General features: G+C 72.5%; 14 protein-coding genes and 3 pseudogenes. 8 read left to right on the top strand and 9 right to left on the bottom strand.

Going from position 1 to position 17,146, the window contains the following annotated elements:
- Window positions 1-48: 48 nt before the first annotated feature.
- A complete protein-coding gene (locus tag AB0E67_RS15140; protein ID WP_362026023.1) occupies window positions 49-1,218 on the bottom strand; it encodes an oxidoreductase in 1,170 nt (389 codons plus the stop codon).
- Between the two features lie 184 nt (window positions 1,219-1,402).
- On the opposite strand from AB0E67_RS15140, the gene AB0E67_RS15135 reads away from it, so the two are divergent.
- Window positions 1,403-1,816, top strand: a complete 414-nt coding sequence (locus tag AB0E67_RS15135) for an SsgA family sporulation/cell division regulator (RefSeq protein ID WP_362026020.1) — start codon at window positions 1,403-1,405, stop codon at window positions 1,814-1,816.
- A gap of 131 nt (window positions 1,817-1,947) precedes the next feature.
- Here the strand turns inward: AB0E67_RS15135 and AB0E67_RS15130 are convergent, their stop codons facing one another.
- Window positions 1,948-2,352: an ATP-binding protein gene (locus AB0E67_RS15130; protein ID WP_362026017.1), complete on the bottom strand. Its 405-nt coding sequence runs from the start codon at window positions 2,350-2,352 to the stop codon at window positions 1,948-1,950.
- Between the two features lie 222 nt (window positions 2,353-2,574).
- On the opposite strand from AB0E67_RS15130, the gene AB0E67_RS15125 reads away from it, so the two are divergent.
- The 4 genes from AB0E67_RS15125 to AB0E67_RS15110 all read left to right on the top strand — a co-directional run bounded on the left by AB0E67_RS15125 (window position 2,575) and on the right by AB0E67_RS15110 (window position 7,304).
- On the top strand, window positions 2,575-3,426 hold the full coding sequence (locus AB0E67_RS15125; protein ID WP_362026014.1) for a helix-turn-helix transcriptional regulator: 852 nt from the start codon (window positions 2,575-2,577) through the stop codon (window positions 3,424-3,426).
- Between the two features lie 25 nt (window positions 3,427-3,451).
- On the top strand, window positions 3,452-3,643 hold the full coding sequence (locus tag AB0E67_RS15120) for a hypothetical protein (protein ID WP_362026012.1): 192 nt from the start codon (window positions 3,452-3,454) through the stop codon (window positions 3,641-3,643).
- A 193-nt stretch (window positions 3,644-3,836) separates the two neighbouring features.
- Entirely contained in the window at window positions 3,837-6,188 is a 2,352-nt protein-coding gene (locus tag AB0E67_RS15115; protein ID WP_362026009.1) for an excinuclease ABC subunit UvrA, read from the top strand.
- Between the two features lie 141 nt (window positions 6,189-6,329).
- The gene (locus tag AB0E67_RS15110) at window positions 6,330-7,304 is read left to right on the top strand and encodes an acyl-ACP desaturase (RefSeq protein ID WP_362026006.1); all 975 of its coding nucleotides are present in this window, start codon (window positions 6,330-6,332) and stop codon (window positions 7,302-7,304) included.
- A gap of 112 nt (window positions 7,305-7,416) precedes the next feature.
- On the opposite strand, the gene AB0E67_RS15105 is transcribed toward AB0E67_RS15110, so the two are convergent.
- Together AB0E67_RS15105 and AB0E67_RS15100 are read right to left on the bottom strand one after the other, a co-directional pair.
- Window positions 7,417-7,923 carry a tetratricopeptide repeat protein gene (locus tag AB0E67_RS15105; protein ID WP_362026003.1) on the bottom strand — a complete coding sequence of 169 codons (507 nt, stop codon included), beginning with the start codon at window positions 7,921-7,923 and terminating at the stop codon, window positions 7,417-7,419.
- An 82-nt stretch (window positions 7,924-8,005) separates the two neighbouring features.
- Entirely contained in the window at window positions 8,006-8,260 is a 255-nt protein-coding gene (locus AB0E67_RS15100; RefSeq protein ID WP_360110945.1) for a WhiB family transcriptional regulator, read from the bottom strand.
- 417 nt (window positions 8,261-8,677) lie between these two features.
- Between AB0E67_RS15100 and AB0E67_RS15095 the strand changes: the two genes are divergently transcribed.
- Window positions 8,678-9,544 (top strand): hypothetical protein, encoded by an 867-nt coding sequence (locus AB0E67_RS15095; RefSeq protein ID WP_362026000.1) that lies wholly within the window; start codon window positions 8,678-8,680, stop codon window positions 9,542-9,544.
- A 37-nt stretch (window positions 9,545-9,581) separates the two neighbouring features.
- Here the strand turns inward: AB0E67_RS15095 and AB0E67_RS15090 are convergent.
- Window positions 9,582-9,695: pseudogene (locus tag AB0E67_RS15090) on the bottom strand (alkanesulfonate monooxygenase); the annotation flags it as partial.
- A gap of 23 nt (window positions 9,696-9,718) precedes the next feature.
- Window positions 9,719-9,916 (bottom strand): annotated as a pseudogene (locus AB0E67_RS15085) (hypothetical protein); the annotation flags it as partial.
- A 117-nt stretch (window positions 9,917-10,033) separates the two neighbouring features.
- Between AB0E67_RS15085 and AB0E67_RS15080 the strand changes: the two are divergent.
- Together AB0E67_RS15080 and AB0E67_RS15075 are read left to right on the top strand one after the other, a co-directional pair.
- Complete coding sequence (locus AB0E67_RS15080; RefSeq protein WP_362025998.1) at window positions 10,034-10,816, top strand: IclR family transcriptional regulator; 783 nt, start codon at window positions 10,034-10,036, stop codon at window positions 10,814-10,816.
- A 208-nt stretch (window positions 10,817-11,024) separates the two neighbouring features.
- Window positions 11,025-13,295, top strand: coding sequence for a DEAD/DEAH box helicase (locus AB0E67_RS15075; protein WP_362025995.1), 2,271 nt, complete (start codon window positions 11,025-11,027; stop codon window positions 13,293-13,295).
- 317 nt (window positions 13,296-13,612) lie between these two features.
- Here the strand turns inward: AB0E67_RS15075 and AB0E67_RS15070 are convergent.
- The 3 genes and pseudogenes from AB0E67_RS15070 to ligD all read right to left on the bottom strand — a co-directional run.
- A pseudogene (locus AB0E67_RS15070) lies at window positions 13,613-14,563 on the bottom strand (multicopper oxidase domain-containing protein); the annotation flags it as partial.
- Between the two features lie 420 nt (window positions 14,564-14,983).
- Window positions 14,984-16,063 (bottom strand): ABC transporter permease, encoded by a 1,080-nt coding sequence (locus tag AB0E67_RS15065; protein WP_362025992.1) that lies wholly within the window; start codon window positions 16,061-16,063, stop codon window positions 14,984-14,986.
- A complete protein-coding gene (ligD, locus tag AB0E67_RS15060) occupies window positions 16,060-17,070 on the bottom strand; it encodes a non-homologous end-joining DNA ligase (RefSeq protein WP_362026452.1) in 1,011 nt (336 codons plus the stop codon). The genes AB0E67_RS15065 and ligD overlap by 4 nt, the downstream gene beginning before the upstream one ends.
- Window positions 17,071-17,146: the final 76 nt, after the last annotated feature.

Raw genomic sequence — 17,146 nt, 5'->3', positions numbered from 1 at the left:
GCCGGACGCCCGCGCGGAGGGTGGCGGGCGGCGGTACGAGGAGGGGGCCTACGTCCCCGAGCGCGCCACGCGACCTTGCTCGCCCGCGGCCCAACAGCCGCCGTCCGGTGTGCAGTCGACGGTGTCGTACGACCCCGTGTCGACCGTGCGCCAGGTGCGTCCGCCGTCTGGGGTGAGATCCGTTCCGGTCGGCCCGACCGCCAGGGCGTGCGATCTGCTGTGCGGCAGCCAGGCGACGCCCGAGCGGTATTCCGCCGGGGGCAGGACGGACCGCCGCCAGTTGCGGCCCCCGTCGCCGGTCACGGCCGAGGCGTCGGGCGACGGCTGTCCCGCGCGGTGGTCGCCGCCGACCGCGATGCCGTGGCGGCGGTCCCGGAACGCCAGCCCGAACACGCCGCGCGCCGGATCGCCCGCCGGGATCGTCGCCCCGGTCGCGGTCCAGGTCCGGCCCCGGTCGGCGGAGTGCAGCACGCGCGCGGTGGCGGCGCCCCCGGTCGCCAGCCAGACGTCCTCGGGACCGGACGCGACCAGGCACTGGCCACTGGCGGCGAACGCCGCCTCGCTCTCCTGGGCCCGCGGCATGCCCTCGGTGGGCAGCACCCGCCAGTTCCGGCCGCCGTCCTCGGTCGACAGGATGCGGTACTTCCCGTCGACGGGATCGCTCATCGCCAGTCCGTGCCGCCTGTCGAAGAAGGTGAGGCAGTCGTAGAAGGCGCGGGCGTCGGTGTTGCGGAACGACTCCGTCCAGGTCGCTCCCCCGTTGTCCGTGCGCAGCACCCTGGACGCCTCTCCCTCCCCGATGGACAGGGCCACCGCGCGCCGGGCGTCGAACGCCTCGATGTCGCGGAACTCCAGGCCCTCCCCCGCCGCGCCGGGCGGTGACACGTCGTGCCAGTGGCGCCCGCCGTCGGTGGTCCGCAACACCGTCCCCCGGGATCCGGCGACCCAGGCGGTACGTCGGCTCACGGCGGCGAGACCGCGGAAGCGGGCATCGGTTCCGGTGGCGGTGAGCGTCCAGACGGGCCGTTCACCGGGTCGGCGACGCTCCCCGGGCGACGCCTCGGGATCCGGCGTGGCCGCGGTTCCCCGCACGGCCCCGGCGTTCCGTGCGGCCGCCTCCGGTGCGGCGGCCGCCTCCGGTGCGGCCAGGGCGGCGGCCAGCGCCGCCACGCACAGTCCCCATGACATCAGTCGTCTCGTCGTTCCTTCGGCTCTCATGGCGCCGGAAGCTAACCCGCGGGCCGCACTCCGTCCAGGGTGCCGAGCCGCGAATCGGGTACCCGACCGGTGCCCGGCGCCCAGTGACACAACTCACCCCGCCGTTCTGTGCACGCGGTCATGTGATCCGCCGTCTCTGTCTGTGCCGGGAACCGTTCATCTGGCCGAGAAAGGGAGCAAGGTCTTGTCCACCGTCATCGAACAGTCCGTGCAGGCCCGCATGGTCGCTTCCGCTCCGCGGATGGAGACCCTTCCGGCCACTCTGCGGTACGACCGGAGAGATCCGTTCGCCGTGAGCATGGCGTTCCCGGCGAAGGCGACCCTGGAGGGCGCCGACGTCTCCTGGGAGTTCTCCCGGGAGTTGCTCGCCGCGGGCATGGACGGGGCCGCCGGGCTCGGGGACGTGCGCATCAGGCCGTACGGATACGACCGCACGGTGCTGGAGTTCCACGCCGTCGAGGGGATCGCGATGGTCCACGTCCGCACCGCGGAGCTGCGGCTGTTCCTCGAACGCGCGCAGCAGCTGGTGCCGGCCGGCGACGAGCACCGGTTCCTGGACCTCGACCGGGACCTGACCGATCTGTTCGACGGAACCTGACCGGTTCGGCCCTCGTCGTCCGGGCGCCTCGTTCCACCGCGTCGCCCGGCCGTCCCGTCGCGCGCGGTCCCACCGGCCCTCGGAGTCCGGACCGGATCCGGACGGCGGGGGCGGGGGCGGTCGACGTGCCGTCAGCGTTGGAGTAACGCCCACGCCTTGCAGCCGCCGGAAGGGGTCAGCGCGGGAGCGAGCCCCCAGTCTCCTCCGTGCGAGTCGACCGCCGCCGCCAGCAACCACATGCTCTCGCTGCGGCGCTCGCGGCACTTCTCGGACTTCTCGACCGAGCCGTGGGGCGGATGCTGGTCGTAGAGGATCACGCGCAGGGCGTCGAACTGCCAGTGGACCCGTAGCAGCATCTCCTGGTCCGGGGTGAACCGGTAGGCGGAGGCGACCAGCTCGGAGGCGGCGAGCACGGCCGTCTCACGGAGTTCCGCGAGGCCGTGCCGTTCGAGGAGTTCGCCCACGGCTCCGCGTGCGACGCCGGCGCAGAACGCGCCGCCCGGCAATGCGAACGAGTAACTGAGGTTGTCCACCATCGGCGGTCGAGGGCCGACCGGTACGGGAGCCGGGAGGCAACGCGATGCGCCCTTCATCAAGATGCTCACATTTCCGGTAATTGCGCTGACGATCACAACCGGGGTCGGTAGCCCCGTGTGAGACTTGCACTACCGACGGTAGCGCACACTGGAGCACAGTGCTACCACTTGCCCGGTTCCAGTCATTTCGTTCAACCGCTCCCCCTGAAAGGAACCTCCACCGTGCCACCCAGAAGCACCCCGACCGCGCGACAGCAACGCCTAGGGGCCGAACTGCGCAAGCTGCGCGAACAGTCGGGGATGTCGGTGCAGCAGGCCGCCGCCCTGCTGGGCGTCGACCGCACCCGCATCCCGAACATCGAATCGGGCCGCTTCGGCATCAGCCCCGAACGGGTCCGCACCCTGGCGTTCAACTACGGCTGCCCCGACACCTCTCTGGTCGATCTGCTCGCCGAGATGGCCCGGGAGCGGGCCGGGGGCTGGTGGGAGGAGCATCGCGGACTGCTGCTCCCGGGGCTGCTCGACATCGCCGAACTCGAGCACCACGCGGTCGAGCTGATCACCTCGACCACCACCCACGTCCCCGGCCTGCTGCAGACCGAGGAGCACGCACGGGCGCTCTTCGCCATGGCCGACCCCCCGCTGCCCGGACCGGATCTGGACGCCCGGCTCGCCCTGCGGCTGCGCCGTCAGGACGTGCTGAACCGGGACCGGCCCCCGTCGTACGAGGCGGTGATCCACGAGGCGGCTCTGCGCATGCAGTTCGGCGGCCCGAAGGTGGCCCGCGCACAACTGGACCACATCCTCGATCAGTCGGAGCGGGACCTGATCACGGTCCGGGTCATCCCGTTCACCGCCGGCGGACTGCCCGGCGCGGGACAGTCGTTCACTTACGCGGGCGCCCGGGTACCCCAGCTCGATACTGTGCAGCTCGATTCCTCGCACGGCTCGACGCTGTTGGACTCCGACATGCAACTACGCCGATATCGCGGCCTGTTGGAGCGCCTGCGAGCACTCGCGCTCCCGGTCGGGGAATCACGCGACCTCATCCGAACCATAGCCCGGGACCTCTGACCCGGCACCGCCGAGAGGACAGACCATGACCGAGATCCACTGGGACGACCCCTTCTGCAGCGAGGGCGCCAACTGCTTCCGCTTCGGACTCGACGACCGGGGCCGCGCGTACATCGGCTCCACGACGGACACCGACGTCCATGTCACCGACTCCGTGGAGGCGCTGCGGGCGCTGATCGCGGCGGTCAAGTCGGGGGCGGCGGACCACCTGCTCTGACCCTCCGGCCCGTCCGCCCCGCCCGTACCGCGGCACCGCGTGGCGCCCCCGTGGCGAGCACGATCGCTCCGAGTACGCCGACAGCTCTGAGCACCCCTCCCGCGGGGCCGGCCGGGCCTCCGGGAGGACACCGACGCCGATCTCCCCGGAAACCAGACAGTAGATGTCCGGTATCGCGGTTAGCTTCGGCCGCATGGATCACCCCGCCCGCCGGAACACGGACCGGCACATCGTCGTCACCGGAGCACGCGCGAACAATCTGCGCGATGTCTCCCTCTCCATTCCCAAGGAGCGCATCACCGTCTTCACCGGAGTCTCCGGGTCGGGCAAGTCGTCGCTCGTCTTCGGCACGATCGCCGTGGAGTCCCAACGCCAGCTGAACGCGACCTTCGGCTCGTTCATCCGCAACCGGTTGCCGAAGTACGAGCGGCCCCGGGTGGACTCGATCGACGACCTGTCCGTGGCGATCGTGGTGGACCAGAGGCCGATCGGCGGCAACGTCCGCTCGACCGTCGGCACGGCGAGCGACATCTGGTCGGTGATCCGGGTGCTGTTCTCCCGGCACGGGACACCGAGCGCGGGCCCGGCGACCGCGTACTCCTTCAACGAACCGGACGGCATGTGCCCGGAGTGCGACGGCGTCGGACGCACGGTGCGTCTCGACATCGACCGGGCGATCGATCCCAGCAGGTCCCTCAACGAGGGCGCGCTGTTGCTGCCCGGACTTTCGGTGGGCGGCTGGGAGTGGCAGCTGTACGCCAGGTCGGGAGCCTTCGACAACGACAAACCGCTCCGCGACTTCACCGAGGAGGAGATGCGGCTCCTGCTGCACGGCCAAGGGTTCACCGTGCGGGTGGAGGTGAAGTCGTCCGAGGCCGAGGTGCGGTTCGAGGGCATCGTCGAGCGCTTCACCCGGCTCCACCTGAACCGGGACACCGAGGGACTCTCGGAGCGGCGGCGCGCGGCCGCCGCGCGCTTCACCACGGAGTCGGTCTGTGCCTCCTGCGACGGCGCCCGGCTGAGCGCGGCGGCGCTCGCCACTCGGATCGACGGCCTCTCCATCGCCGACTACGGCCGGATGGAGGTCGCCGACCTGGTGAAGGTGCTGGCCGCGATCGACGATCCGGTGGCCGGCCCGGTGGCCTCGGCCGCCCGCGAACGGCTGGAGCAACTGGTGGACATCGGTCTCGGCTACCTCAGCCTGGACCGCGAGACCTCCACACTGTCCGGCGGCGAGGGGCAGCGGCTCAAGCTGGTCCGGCACCTGGGCAGTTCGCTGACCGGACTGACCTTCGTCCTCGACGAGCCGAGCGTGGGCCTGCACCCGCGCGACGTCGGCCGACTGTGCGACCTCCTGGTCCGGCTGCGCGACCGGGGCAACACCGTCCTCGTCGTCGAGCACGACCCGGACGTGCTGGCCGTCGCGGACCACGTCGTGGACATGGGCCCGCGGGCCGGCGCCGACGGCGGACGCGTCGTCTTCGAGGGTCCGGTGGAAAGGCTGCGCCAAGCGGACACGCTCACCGGACGCTGCCTGCGCCGCCGGGCACGGATCAAGGACACGTTCCGGTCCCCCACCGGATGGATGCCGGTGACCGGGGCCAGACTGCACAACCTCAAGGGCGTGGACGTGGCGTTCCCGCGAGGTGTACTGACGGTGGTGACGGGAGTGGCCGGATCCGGCAAGTCGACACTGGTCTCGCAGGTGTTCACACGGGCGTACCCGGACGCGGTGGTCGTCGACCAGGGCGCGATCACCGCGTCGTCGCGTTCGACCCCGGCGTCGTACCTCGGCGCACTGGACCCCATCCGCAGGATCTTCGCCCGGGAGAACGACGTCGATCCGGGCCTGTTCAGCTTCAACTCATCCGGGGCGTGCGGGAATTGCTCGGGCCGGGGGGTGATCACCACCGATCTCGCGTTCATGGACCCGGTGACCACCACCTGCGCGGTGTGCGAGGGCCGGCGCTTCGACGACGAGGTGCTGCGGTACCGGGTCGGCGGCGCGTCCATCGTCGACGTGCTGGAGATGACGGCCGCACCGGCCGCCCGCCTCTTCGACGACCCGGCCCTGGCGCGCAGACTGGGCGCGCTCGACGACGTCGGCCTGGCGTACCTCCCCCTGGGCCGTTCGCTCAGCACGCTCTCCGGCGGCGAGCGCCAGCGCATCAAACTCGCCACCCGACTGCACCGGACCGGCGTCGTGTACGTACTCGACGAGCCGACCACCGGGCTGCACATGGCGGACACCGGCACACTCGTCGACCTGCTGGACCGGCTGGTGGACGCGGGCAACAGCGTGATCTGCGTGGAACACGACCTGGACGTGCTCAGGCGCGCGGACTGGGTGATCGACCTCGGGCCCGACGGCGGACGGAGCGGGGGCGAGATCCTCTACCGGGGAACGCCCGCGGGACTGCTCGACCACCCCACCTCGTTCACCGCAGCCCATCTGCGCCGGGACCCGGGCCTGGATCCGGGCCGCGGTGCGGGGCCTCTCCCGGGCCCCGCGCCGGCCGACGCGACTGGGACGCCCGCCTCCTGACCAGCGGTCGGAAGGGAGTTCGAGGAGAGGCTTCGCGGGGGCTTCGGGGGGCGAGTTTGGCGACAGCCTTACCGCCGCTTTAACCTACGGTCTCGTAACCTACGTATCCGTAGGTAAACCTCCCGTCCCCAGGAGTCCCCCGTGACGATCACCGCTCCCCACCTCGGCAGTTCCAAGGCGTGGACCGACGCCCGGCTGCTGTTCGCCCTGGAAGAGGTGGTCGAGAAGGAGCTCAACCGCCACCTCAAGGTCGCCAAGGACTGGATGCCGCACGAGTACGTGCCGTTCTCCGACGGGCGGAACTTCCCGGGCGTCTTCGAGGACGGCGAGGAGTGGCGGGCCGACCAGTCCAAGGTGACCGACATCGGCAGGACCGCCCTCGTCGTCAATCTGCTGACGGAGGACAACCTCCCGAGCTACCACCACGAGATCGCCTCCCTCTTCGGCCGTGACGGCGCCTGGGGCACCTGGGTGCACCGCTGGACCGCCGAGGAGGGCCGGCACGGCATCGTGATGCGCGACTACCTGCTCACCTCGCGGGCCGTGGACCCGGACGAGCTGGAGCGGTTCCGGATGGCGCACATGTCGGAGGGCTTCGAGTCCGACAACCGCCATTCGATGCTGCGCTCCGTGGCGTACGTCGCGTTCCAGGAGCTGGCCACCCGCGTCTCGCACCGCAACACGGGCCATCAGTCGGGCGACCCGGTCTGCGACCGGATGCTGGCGCGCATCGCGACCGACGAGAACCTCCACATGGTGTTCTACCGCAACCTGCTCGCCGCCGCGTTCGAGATCGCCCCGGACGAGACGATGCGCGCCGTGCGCGACGTCGTCGTCGACTTCCGCATGCCGGGCCACGGGATCCCGGGCTTCGAACGGGCCGCCGCGCGGATGGCGATCGGCGAGATCTACAACCTGCGCATCCACCACGACGACGTGCTGCAGCCGGTGCTGCGCTACCTGAAGGTGCTCCAGATCGACGGTCTGGGCCCCGAGGGCCTGCGGGCGCAGGAGGAACTGGGCCTGTACATGGGCGGCCTGGACGACGAGGCGGCGAAGTTCGACGAGAAGCTCGCCGCCCGCAAGGCGCGGATGGCCACGCGCGCCGGGGCCTGATCCCCGGCCGGTCCTTCCGCCCGTCCGTCCCGGCCTCCTCGGGGGCGGCCCGGGGGACGGTGTGCCGCCCCGGTCGGCCCCCGGCGGCCGGGGCCGGTCCCCGGCACCGGGCTCACACCGTCGCGCGCAGATCGCGCGCGTAGTGCTCGATCGCGCTCCGGTACTGCCGTACGGACGGGTCCTCGCTGGTGGCGGCCAGCAGCTCCAGCAGCAGGCGCGCGGACGCGTCGTGCTCGCCGGTGTTGAACAGGGCCATGGCGAGGAAGGTCCGCAGCGCCCCGTCGTCCGGGAACTCCTCGACGCCGCCGCTCAGCACCTCCACGGCCCTGTCGTACCGGCCGAGCACCCGGTAGGTGCTGCCCAGCCCGAGCAGCGCGCCCCGGCGGTCCTCCTCGGACAGCCCGGTGCCGCGCAGGGAACGTTCGTAGAAGGGCACGGCCTCGGCCTCCAGACCGAGCACGTCGTGGACCCACGCCGTCTGGTAGGCCACCTCCGCGTCGGCGGGGTGGGCGGTGCAGAGGGCCAGCAGCAGCCTGCGGGCCTCCTCGGGGCGGCCTTCGACGCGCAGCCGTACGGCCGTGGCGAGCAGGGTGTCCCGGTCGTGTTCGTTCCCGTTCATGCGCCCACCTTCGCAGGCGGTTCGGGAAAGCGGCCCACCGGCCCGGGAGCGCGCCCCGCCCCGCAGCCGGGGCCGGGCGTGCTCAGGCCCGCCTGCGTCCGCTTCTGCGCAGCCGTTCCCGCTCCTTCTCGGAGAGGCCGCCCCACACGCCGAAACGCTCGTCGTTGGCCAGGGCGTACTCCAGGCACGCCACCCGTCCCTCGCAGGCGTTGCAGAGTTGCTTGGCCTCGCGGGTGGAGCTGCCGGGGGCGGGAAAGAAGAACTCGGGTCCCGCCTGCGCGCACAACGCTGTCTCCTGCCAGGCGAGTGCGGGGTCGGAAGCGGTGTTGATCAGCATGGCACCCACAGTGCCCGACCCCGATAAACAACCGATCAACGCGCCATCAATGCGGCGCGCCGGTGCTTTCCGGCCGACCTTCCGGTTTTCGCGAACTGCGCCCGGACCGAGGGCCCGGCCGCATCCGCGTCGGTCGCGCGTCGGCCGTCGGGCCCTCCGGAGGGTACAGCCCGGCCCGGCCCGGAAAAACCCCCGACACGTCGCACCCGGGCCGAGAGCCTGCGGCGACGACGCACGAACGGCGCGTATGAGCCACCGCGTTGCACGGGTGCGCGGTCCCGTGGATGATCTTCCCCATGACCAGCAGAAAGGCTCATGCCGCGTAAGCGCTCCTTGTCACGGCCCCCGGCCAACGCGCCACCGGTCCCGGCTGATCCCCCGCTGCCGACCTGTTCGCGCCATTCGCCGAGGAGCACCATGGATTCCGTCCGCCTGATCCCGTATGCCCGATTGCCCCGCGCATACGCACGTCTCCCCCTCTTCCACAGCACCGTCGACGCCCGTGGCCATGTCCATTGGCTGCTGGGCGAACGCGCGCCGGGAAACGGAACTGACGATCCGTACGACGCCGTTGTCGTCACCGCCGCCGACGGCCGGGTGTACGAGACCCGCCTCAGTGCGGTGCGACCGCGCCGGCCGATGCTGGACGTCCTGCCGGACGGCGGTTTCGTGCTCGCGGACGCCCGCAGCCGACCCGGTGAACAACAGGCGCAGGTCTTCGACGCACTGGGGCGGCCGTCGTGGGCGTTCCGCCTGGGCGACGCCATCGAGCACCTGATGGCCGACGCGTCCGGGGAGCTGTGGGTGGGCCACTTCGACGAGGGGGTGTACGGGGACGATCCGCTGAGCCATCCCGGTCTGCGACGGTGGGGCAGCACCGGCGAGCCGCTCTGGGCCTTCCGCCCCGGACCCGGCCTGATGGACATGTCGGACTGCGTCGCCCTCAATGTGGACGGCACGACGGCGTGGGCCTGCCCGCACACACGTCACCCGCTCGTCGAGGTCCGCTCCGACGGCCGGGTGCGGGTGCGGCCGACGGGGATGAGCAGGGTGTGGGCCCTCGCGCTGCACGGTGACAGCGTCATGTTCCTGCACGGCGACGACGGGCTGACCCGCGGCAGGATCACGGAGACCGCCGTCGAGCCGGAACCGGGGACCGCGCGGCTGGTCCGGTCCGACGGGGTCCCGTTGGCGCGCTTCACCACGATCTGCCGCGGCTCGCGCATCCACGTCCGGGAGCGGAGGGGCACGGACTGGTCGGTGCTGGATCTCGCGGCCGAGTGACTCCCGGCGGCCCATGCCCCACGGCATCGGCCGCCGGTCCGATCCTGTGGGCGCCGTGTGCGGCGGCACGGGCCCGCGACTCGGCCGGCTTCTCCTTGCGGAGGTGCGGGGGTTCGCCCCAGGTCAGGAAGACGTCGACGTGTTCGTGTGCACGGGGACGGCCGGACAGGCGGCGGGGGCCGCGTCCTGGAGGGAGCGCGCCTCGATGCCGTCGGGGGCGAACTCCTCGGTGAGGCGGCACCGGTCGGCGGCGATGCCGGTCGCGGTGGGTACGGGGCAGCGGGTGAACCAGAGCGTGCCACGGACCTCGGCGGGGCCACCACTCGCTTCCCACGATGTGGGATTTGGTGTGAACGTGGTGTTTCGAGGCAGTGGGACTCGCACATTCAAATCCCGTAATGTGGCAACTTTATGCTCCCTCCCCCCGACCGATCCCGTCCCGTCCCCCACCCCGTCCCGATCCGTGCGACGAACGGAGTGTGAACCGATATGGAAGAGGCCGCGGCAGTGCGTGCTCCCGGCGGTGCGCAGGCGGTGCGACGCGCCCTGGACGTGCTGCACTGCTTCCACGACAACGGTCCCGATCTCAGCGCCTCCGATCTCGCCCGCCGTCTCGGGCTCCCCGTCTCCACGGCGCACCGGCTGGCCCGCACCCTGCTCGGTGCGGGATTCCTGGAGCAGGACGCCCGCACGTCCCGATACCGGCTCGGCCCCGCCGTGACCGAGCTGGGACGGCTCTCGTACCACCGCCGGGGGCTGCATCTGGCCGCCCCCGAGCTGGCGGATCTCGCCGAGCGCACGGGCGCCACCGCGGACCTGGCGCTGCGCAGCGGCCCGCACGCGGTGATCGTCGCCGGTGGTTCGGTCACGCCGTCGACGGGGCTGCGCAGGCCGCTGCACTCCACCGCGCTCGGCAAGGTGCTGCTGGCGTGGGCGCGGCCGGGCGAGGGCGGGCCCGGGTCCCTGCCCCCGCTGCCCGCGTTCACCGATCGCACGATCGTCGAACCGGCAGCACTGGAGGCCGAGTTGGCGAAGGTGCGGGCGGCGGCCCACGCGCTCGACGACGGCGAGTCGGCGTACGGGGTCCGGACGCTGGCGGTCCCGGTGCTGGACGGTGCCGGGTACGCACGCTTCGCGCTCGCGGTCCGGGCCACTCCGTCGCTGATCACGGACGCGCGCATCGAGTGGTTCCTGTCGCGGGCGCGGTCCTGCGCGCGGGCGCTGGAGGTGCTGCTGTTGTCCCCGGCGGAACGGCGCCCGCCCGCCTCCTGAGCGCCTCGGCCTAGTGCCCACCGGGGCCTCGGACCCGACAGAGCCTCGTAGCCGCCGGGCCCTCGTGCCCTTGACGGCCTCCCGCTCGCCGGGGCGTCGTCCCCACCGGGGCCGGGGCCCTGTCGGCGGCGCGTGGCACGATATGAGGCGCCGGGGCAGGTACCGGGCGGGACGGCGGCCCGGCCGCGCGGACAGAGGAACGACGCAGATGACAGAGGCCGGACCGGCACAGGCCGGGGCACCCACGGGGCGGTCCGCCCGGGAACTGCTGGAGCGGGCCGAACGACTGCTGGTCACGGCGCGCGCGGTGCTGGCCGATCACGCGGGCGCCGTCGACGCCGTGCGCGCGGCGCTGAACCCGCTGCTCGACGGCCTCGTCCGTCGCGAACTGTCCGCCATCCCGGTCTCCCGGCTGAAGGACGTCACCGAGGGCCGGTTGCGGCTCGGCGCCGTGGAGCAGGCCGGTTTCACCACCGTCGGCGAGGTCCACGAGGCGAACCGCTACGAGCTGCGTCAGATCTCCGGCGTAGGCGCGCAGACGGCCGATCAGGCGCTGGCCGCGGCCGGCCAGATCGCCCACGCCGTACGGGACACCGTCGCGGTGCGGATCGACGTGGACACCCCGGACGAGCCCACGACCGCGCTGGTCACCGCGTTGCACCGGCTGGTCGAGGCCGGTCCCGACGTCCGTCGGGCGGTGGACGCGGCGGGGCGGCTCATCGCGCGGCTGGAGCCTCTGACGGTCGCGGCGGGGCCCACGCGGGGGCGGCTGCGCCTGCTGTTGGGCGGACGGGAGGCCCGTGCCCGCGCGTTGGCGGCCGCCGTCTCGGTACGGGACGAGGTCGACGAGGCTGCGGCGCGCGGACTGCCCCTGCTGTTCGGGCAGGTGTCGGCCGATCTGCTGCGAGAGGCCGACACGGGCCTCGCGGCCTGGGTCGACTTCGAGCTGCGGTCCGCCGAGTACTACAGCCTGATCGCCGAGCTGTCGGGCAGCGGCCCCGACCGGGACGCGGCGGAGGGTTTCATCCCGGCGGGGATCGCCGACCGGGTGCGCGGTCTGCGGCTGGACGACGCCCGTCTGCGGGTCTCGCTGCGCGGCTACCAGTCGTTCGGGGCCCGGTTCGCGCTGGCTCAGAAGCGGGTGATCCTCGGTGACGAGATGGGGCTGGGCAAGACCGTGCAGGCCATCGCCGCGCTCGCGCATCTCGCGGCGCACGGCGAGACGCACTTCCTGGTGGTGTGCCCGGCGAGCGTGCTGATCAACTGGGCGCGCGAGGTCAGGGCCCGCTCCACCCTGCGGGCCCTGCCGGTGCACGGCCCCGAGCGGCACGGCGCCTTCGCCGAGTGGCGGGAGAGCGGCGGCGTCGCCGTCACCACGTTCGACGCCCTCCACACCCTGCCGGGTCCCCGGGACTGCGGTGTGCGTCCCGGCATGCTGGTGGTCGACGAGGCACACTACGTCAAGAATCCGGAGACCCGCCGCTCCCGGGCCGTGTCCGGCTGGACGGGACGCACGGAACGGGTGCTGTTCCTGACCGGTACGCCGATGGAGAACCGGGTCGAGGAGTTCCGCAGCCTGGTCCGCCATCTCCAGCCCGAACTGGCCCCTTCGGTCCGCACCACGCACGGGGCCGCGGGCTCGCAGGCGTTCCGCAGGGCCGTCGCCCCCGCCTACCTGCGACGCAACCAGGAGGACGTGCTCACGGAACTGCCCGCCCTGGTGCAGGTCGACGAGTGGGAGGAGTTCAGCGAGGAGGACCTCGCCGCCTACCGCGAGGCGGTGGACACGGGGCAGTTCATGCGGATGCGCCGCGCCGCGTACGCCCGGCCCGGCACCTCCGCGAAGCTGGACCGGCTGCGCGAGCTGGTCGCCGAGGCGGCGGAGAACGGGCTCAAGGTCGTGGTGTTCTCGTACTTCGGCGAGGTGCTCCGCACGGTCGGGCAGGCCCTGGGAGGGGAGGTGTTCGGACCGTTGGCGGGAAGTGTCCCGGCGGCCCGGCGGCAGGACATCGTCGACGGCTTCACCGCCGCCGACGGCCACGCGGTCCTGCTGAGCCAGATCCAGGCCGGTGGCACGGGCCTCAACCTCCAGGCCGCGTCGGTCGTCATCCTCTGCGAACCGCAGATCAAACCGACGATGGAGCATCAGGCGGTGGCTCGCGCACACCGGATGGGGCAGATACGGACCGTCCGGGTGCACCGCCTCCTCGCCACCGACAGCGTCGACGAGCGGATGCTGGACATCCTGGCCCGCAAGGAGCGGCTCTTCGACCTGTACGCGCGGCGCAGTGACGTCGCCGAGACGACGCCGGACGCCGTGGACGTGTCGGACGGGTCGCTCGCCCGTCGCATCGTCGAGGAGGAACAGCGGCGTCTGGCGTCACGGGCGGCCGACCCGGCGAACACCGCCGAAGCCTCCTCACCGGCCGGGACGGCCGAGGCCGTCGACACCACCGGCCCCGCGACGGGAGTCGGCTGACCTGGCCGGGTCAGAAGCCGTGTGACGCCTGGTCAGGAGCCGTGCGCGGCAGGGGCGTGGGCGGCCCCGCCCGCGGTCGGCCCACCGGGGGCCGCCGTGCCGGAGGCCGCGCCGGGGGTGGCCGCGGCGGCTCCCGCCGCGCCGGTGTCCGGCTTGCCGGGGGCGGCGGTCTTGCCGGGGGCGGCGGTCTTGCCAGGGGCGGCGGTCTTGCCAGGGGTGGCGGTGCTGCCGGGCGTGGCCGTGCCCGGTGCGCCCTTGCCCGGAGCGGCGCCCGACGGGGTCTTCTCCGGTGCGGGCGTGCTGTGGGGCCCCGGGCCGTGCGGATCGTAGCCCGGAACCGTGCCGTCCGGCTCGGCGACCAGCAGCAGTCCGGCCATGCCCAGGTCCGAGTGGCTCTGCACGTGGCAGTGGTACATCCAGGCCCCCGCTCCCACCCGTTCGCCCGCGATGACCTGGAAGCCGAAGGAGTCCGCCGGGCCGACGGTCCTCGTGTCGATGACGCGGCTCAGGTCGTCCGGGCCGGTGAACAGGCCGGTCCGGTTGTCCGCCCAGCGGTGTCCGTGCAGGTGGAAGGTGTGGAAGTAGTCGCCGTGGGTGATCATCACGACTTCGAGCCGCTCCCCCAACGTGGCACGGAAGTCGGGGGCCTGACCGGCCGGGCCGTTGTTGACCGTCGTGCCGTTGAAGACGATGGTGATGGTCCTGTCCGGCAGGACGTCACCCCTGCGGCGGACGACCAGGGGACCGTACAGTCCCTTCCGGATGCCCTCGGTGCCGTGGTCCGTGCCGACGACGTGGTCGTGGTAGTGCCAGTAGCCCGCGCTGCCTTCCCGCCAGGTGCCGTCCCGGCGCCTGCCCGGGGCGTGGGTGCGCCAGATGTAGGTACGGGTGCCACCCGGTCCGGTCATGCTCCTGTTCAGCCGGGTGCCGTCGCTTGCGATGTCGTAGTCCACGCCGTGCGGGTGGAGGCTGACCGGCACGTCCGTGGTGTTGTGCAGCTCGATCCGCAGGGTGTCGCCCTCGTTGAGCTCGACGAGCGGTCCGGGGACCGTGGCCCTGCCCTTCCGCAGGCCGAACCCCATCCGTCCGTCCGGGAGCTTCTCCGCGTACATCCGCAGGCGGCGTGTGGCGCCGCCGGGCGGGGCGGTCCGCGGCACGGCCTGCGCCGGGCTCGCCTCGATCGCGCCGAGGGACAACGATGCCGCCCCGGTTGCGGCCGCCACCCCGCCGCCCACCAGGAACCTCCGGTTGAAGCTCCTTCTGTCCATGCCGAACTCCCCACTGCGTTACGGAATTTACGAAGTGTGTGCAAACGTGGCCGGATCGCGGGGCCGCCCCGGATCGCAGGGGAACGGCCCCGGCCCGGAACCGGCCCGGATCGGGGAACCGCGGAAAGTGCGGAGACAACGGAGGTTACGGGGCGTGCGGCGGCTTCCAGGGCTGCCGTGGTAGGCGGGGCGCGGCTGCCCCTCGGACGGCCCACACCGTTTCCCGGGGATCTCCCGCTCGTACGCACCCGGACGGAGCGCGCACCGTCCGCCACCGCGGCCTGCGACACTCCCGGCCTCGTCCGCCGGCACGACGCCCGACGCGTGCGGACGGCTCCCGCGCGGCACGCCGGGGCCCGGCCGGGCCGGGCCGGACGGCGGCGCCGGGGCGGGAGCCGCCGTACGCGTCGCCGGACGGGTTCAGCCGCCCGTGGCCGCGTGCCGGGGCATGTGGTCGCGGGCGGCCGGATGCCGGTGGCGCCACACGCAGAACACCGTGCAGGACACCAGCGTCCAGCCACCGAGCACCAGATACGGGAAGAGGAACTGGTGCCCCCGGTAGTAGACGGCGGTGTGCTGGGCGTTGACCGAGGCCCCGGGAGGCAGCCAGCGGCCGATGTGCCCGAGGACCGACGGCAGCAGCGGCCAGGAGACCGCGCCGCCGGAGGACGGATTGCCCAGCAGGACCATCACGCCCCAGGTGGGCAGCATCGCCCAACGCCCCATCAGGGTGTTGAACATGTTGAAGACCATGCCCGAGGTGAACATGGTGAACGCCAGGATCAGCCAGGAGTGGAGGAACGGCAGGTCCAGGGCGCCGATCAGCCAGTCGACGACCGCGGCGATCGCGAAGGCGCCGAGCAGCGAGTACGCGACGGTGAAGGCGATCCGCTCCAGCGGCACCAGCGCCTGCGCGTGCACGCTCAGCTGGATCGCGCCGACGAAGCCGACGATCACCGCGGCCAGCGAGATGTAGAAGAGGGCGAGACCGCGCGGATCGCCCCTCTGCAACGGTTTGACGTCCCGGACCGTGATCGGCACCCCGGTCTCGGCGCCGGCCTTCGCCGCGACCTCGGTGAGCAGCTCGGCGACGGAGGCTCCCGCGGCACCGGCCACGTCCAGGGCGACTCCCCGGCCGCCCGCGCGAATGATCGCGAAGACCTCCTGGCGCTCCAGCGCCTGTTGGGCCCGTGCCCGGGTCGGGTAGGTGTGGATGACGAGCGAGGCGCCGAGCGCCTTGTTCATGGCGGCCACGAACGCCTCGCCCCGCGCCGGCTCGGGACGGCTGACCACCGCGGCCGGGATCCGGTGCGGGGTCGGGTTGGCCATCGCGTAGCTGTAGGAACCCGCGAAGAGCCCGGCGGCGGCCGCGAGGATGAGCAGCAGCACGGTGGCGGGAAGGTACGGGGACTTCTTGTACACGGCCCACTTCTGACGGGCACTCAGCGGCCGGCCATGTGCCCCGTGCGGTGCGGAGGGCTCCAGGTCGGGTGCGCTCATGCGGCGCCGTCCTCGTCGCTCCGGGCCCGGCTCGGCTGGACGCGCTTCGGCTCGCCGGGCATCTTCGGGTACTCCGGCGGGTACGGCAGGTCGCCCAGGCCGCGCTCGCGCTCGTCCCGGTCGGCCAGGTCCAGCAGGGCGTCGAGCCGGAAGGCGTGCTCGTCCATGTCCGCGTGCACGTCGCCGACCTCCGCGTAGCGCTTCGGCATGGTCCGGATGTCGAAGTCGCGCGGTTCGGCGTCGTCGATCTCGTCCCAGCGCAGCGGGGCGGAGACCGGGGCGTGCGGGTGGGGGCGCACGGAGTACGCCGAGGCGATGGTGCGGTCGCGGGCGGTCTGGTTGAAGTCCACGAAGATCCGCTCCCCGCGCTCCTCCTTCCACCAGGCGGTGGTCACCCGGTCCGGCATCCGGCGTTCCAGTTCGCGGCCGGTGGCGATGGCGGCACGCCGGACCTCGGTGAAGGTCCAGCGCGGCGCGATGGGCACGAAGACGTGGACGCCCCGGCCGCCGGAGGTCTTGGGCCAGCCGCGCAGGCCGTGGTCGTCGAGGACGGAGCGCAGTTCGTGGGCGGCCCGCACCGCGTCGGCGTAGTCCGTTCCGGGCTGCGGGTCGAGGTCGATGCGCAGTTCGTCCGGATGGTCGGTGTCCGCGCTCCGGACCGGCCAGGGGTGGAAGGTGAGCGTGCCGAGGTTGGCCGCCCAGAGGACGGCGGCGGGTCCGGCCGGGCAGATCTCGTCGGCGTGGCGGCCACTGGGGAACGTGATCCGGGCGGTGGGGATCCAGTCGGGAAGGTTCTTCGGGGCCCGCTTCTGGTAGAAGAACTCGCCCTCGACGCCGTCCACGAAGCGCTGGAGCGTGGTCGGCCGGTCCCGCAGGGCACGGGTGATGCCCGGGCCCACGGCGCGGAAGTACTCCGCCACGTCCCTCTTGGTGTAGCCCGGCTCCGGAAAGTAGATCTTGTCCGGACTGGACAGCCGTACGGTCCGTCCCCCGGCTTCCAGTTCCACCGCTCTGCCCGCTGCGCCCATGACGATCACGGTAGGCGGGGGTCACTTATGCCGCATATCGGGAGAAGTAATGCCA

The sequence above is a fragment of the Streptomyces sp. NPDC032161 genome (assembly GCF_040636995.1).
GTDB lineage: Bacteria > Actinomycetota > Actinomycetes > Streptomycetales > Streptomycetaceae > Streptomyces.
This window is presented reverse-complemented; position numbering and strand designations above follow the sequence as displayed.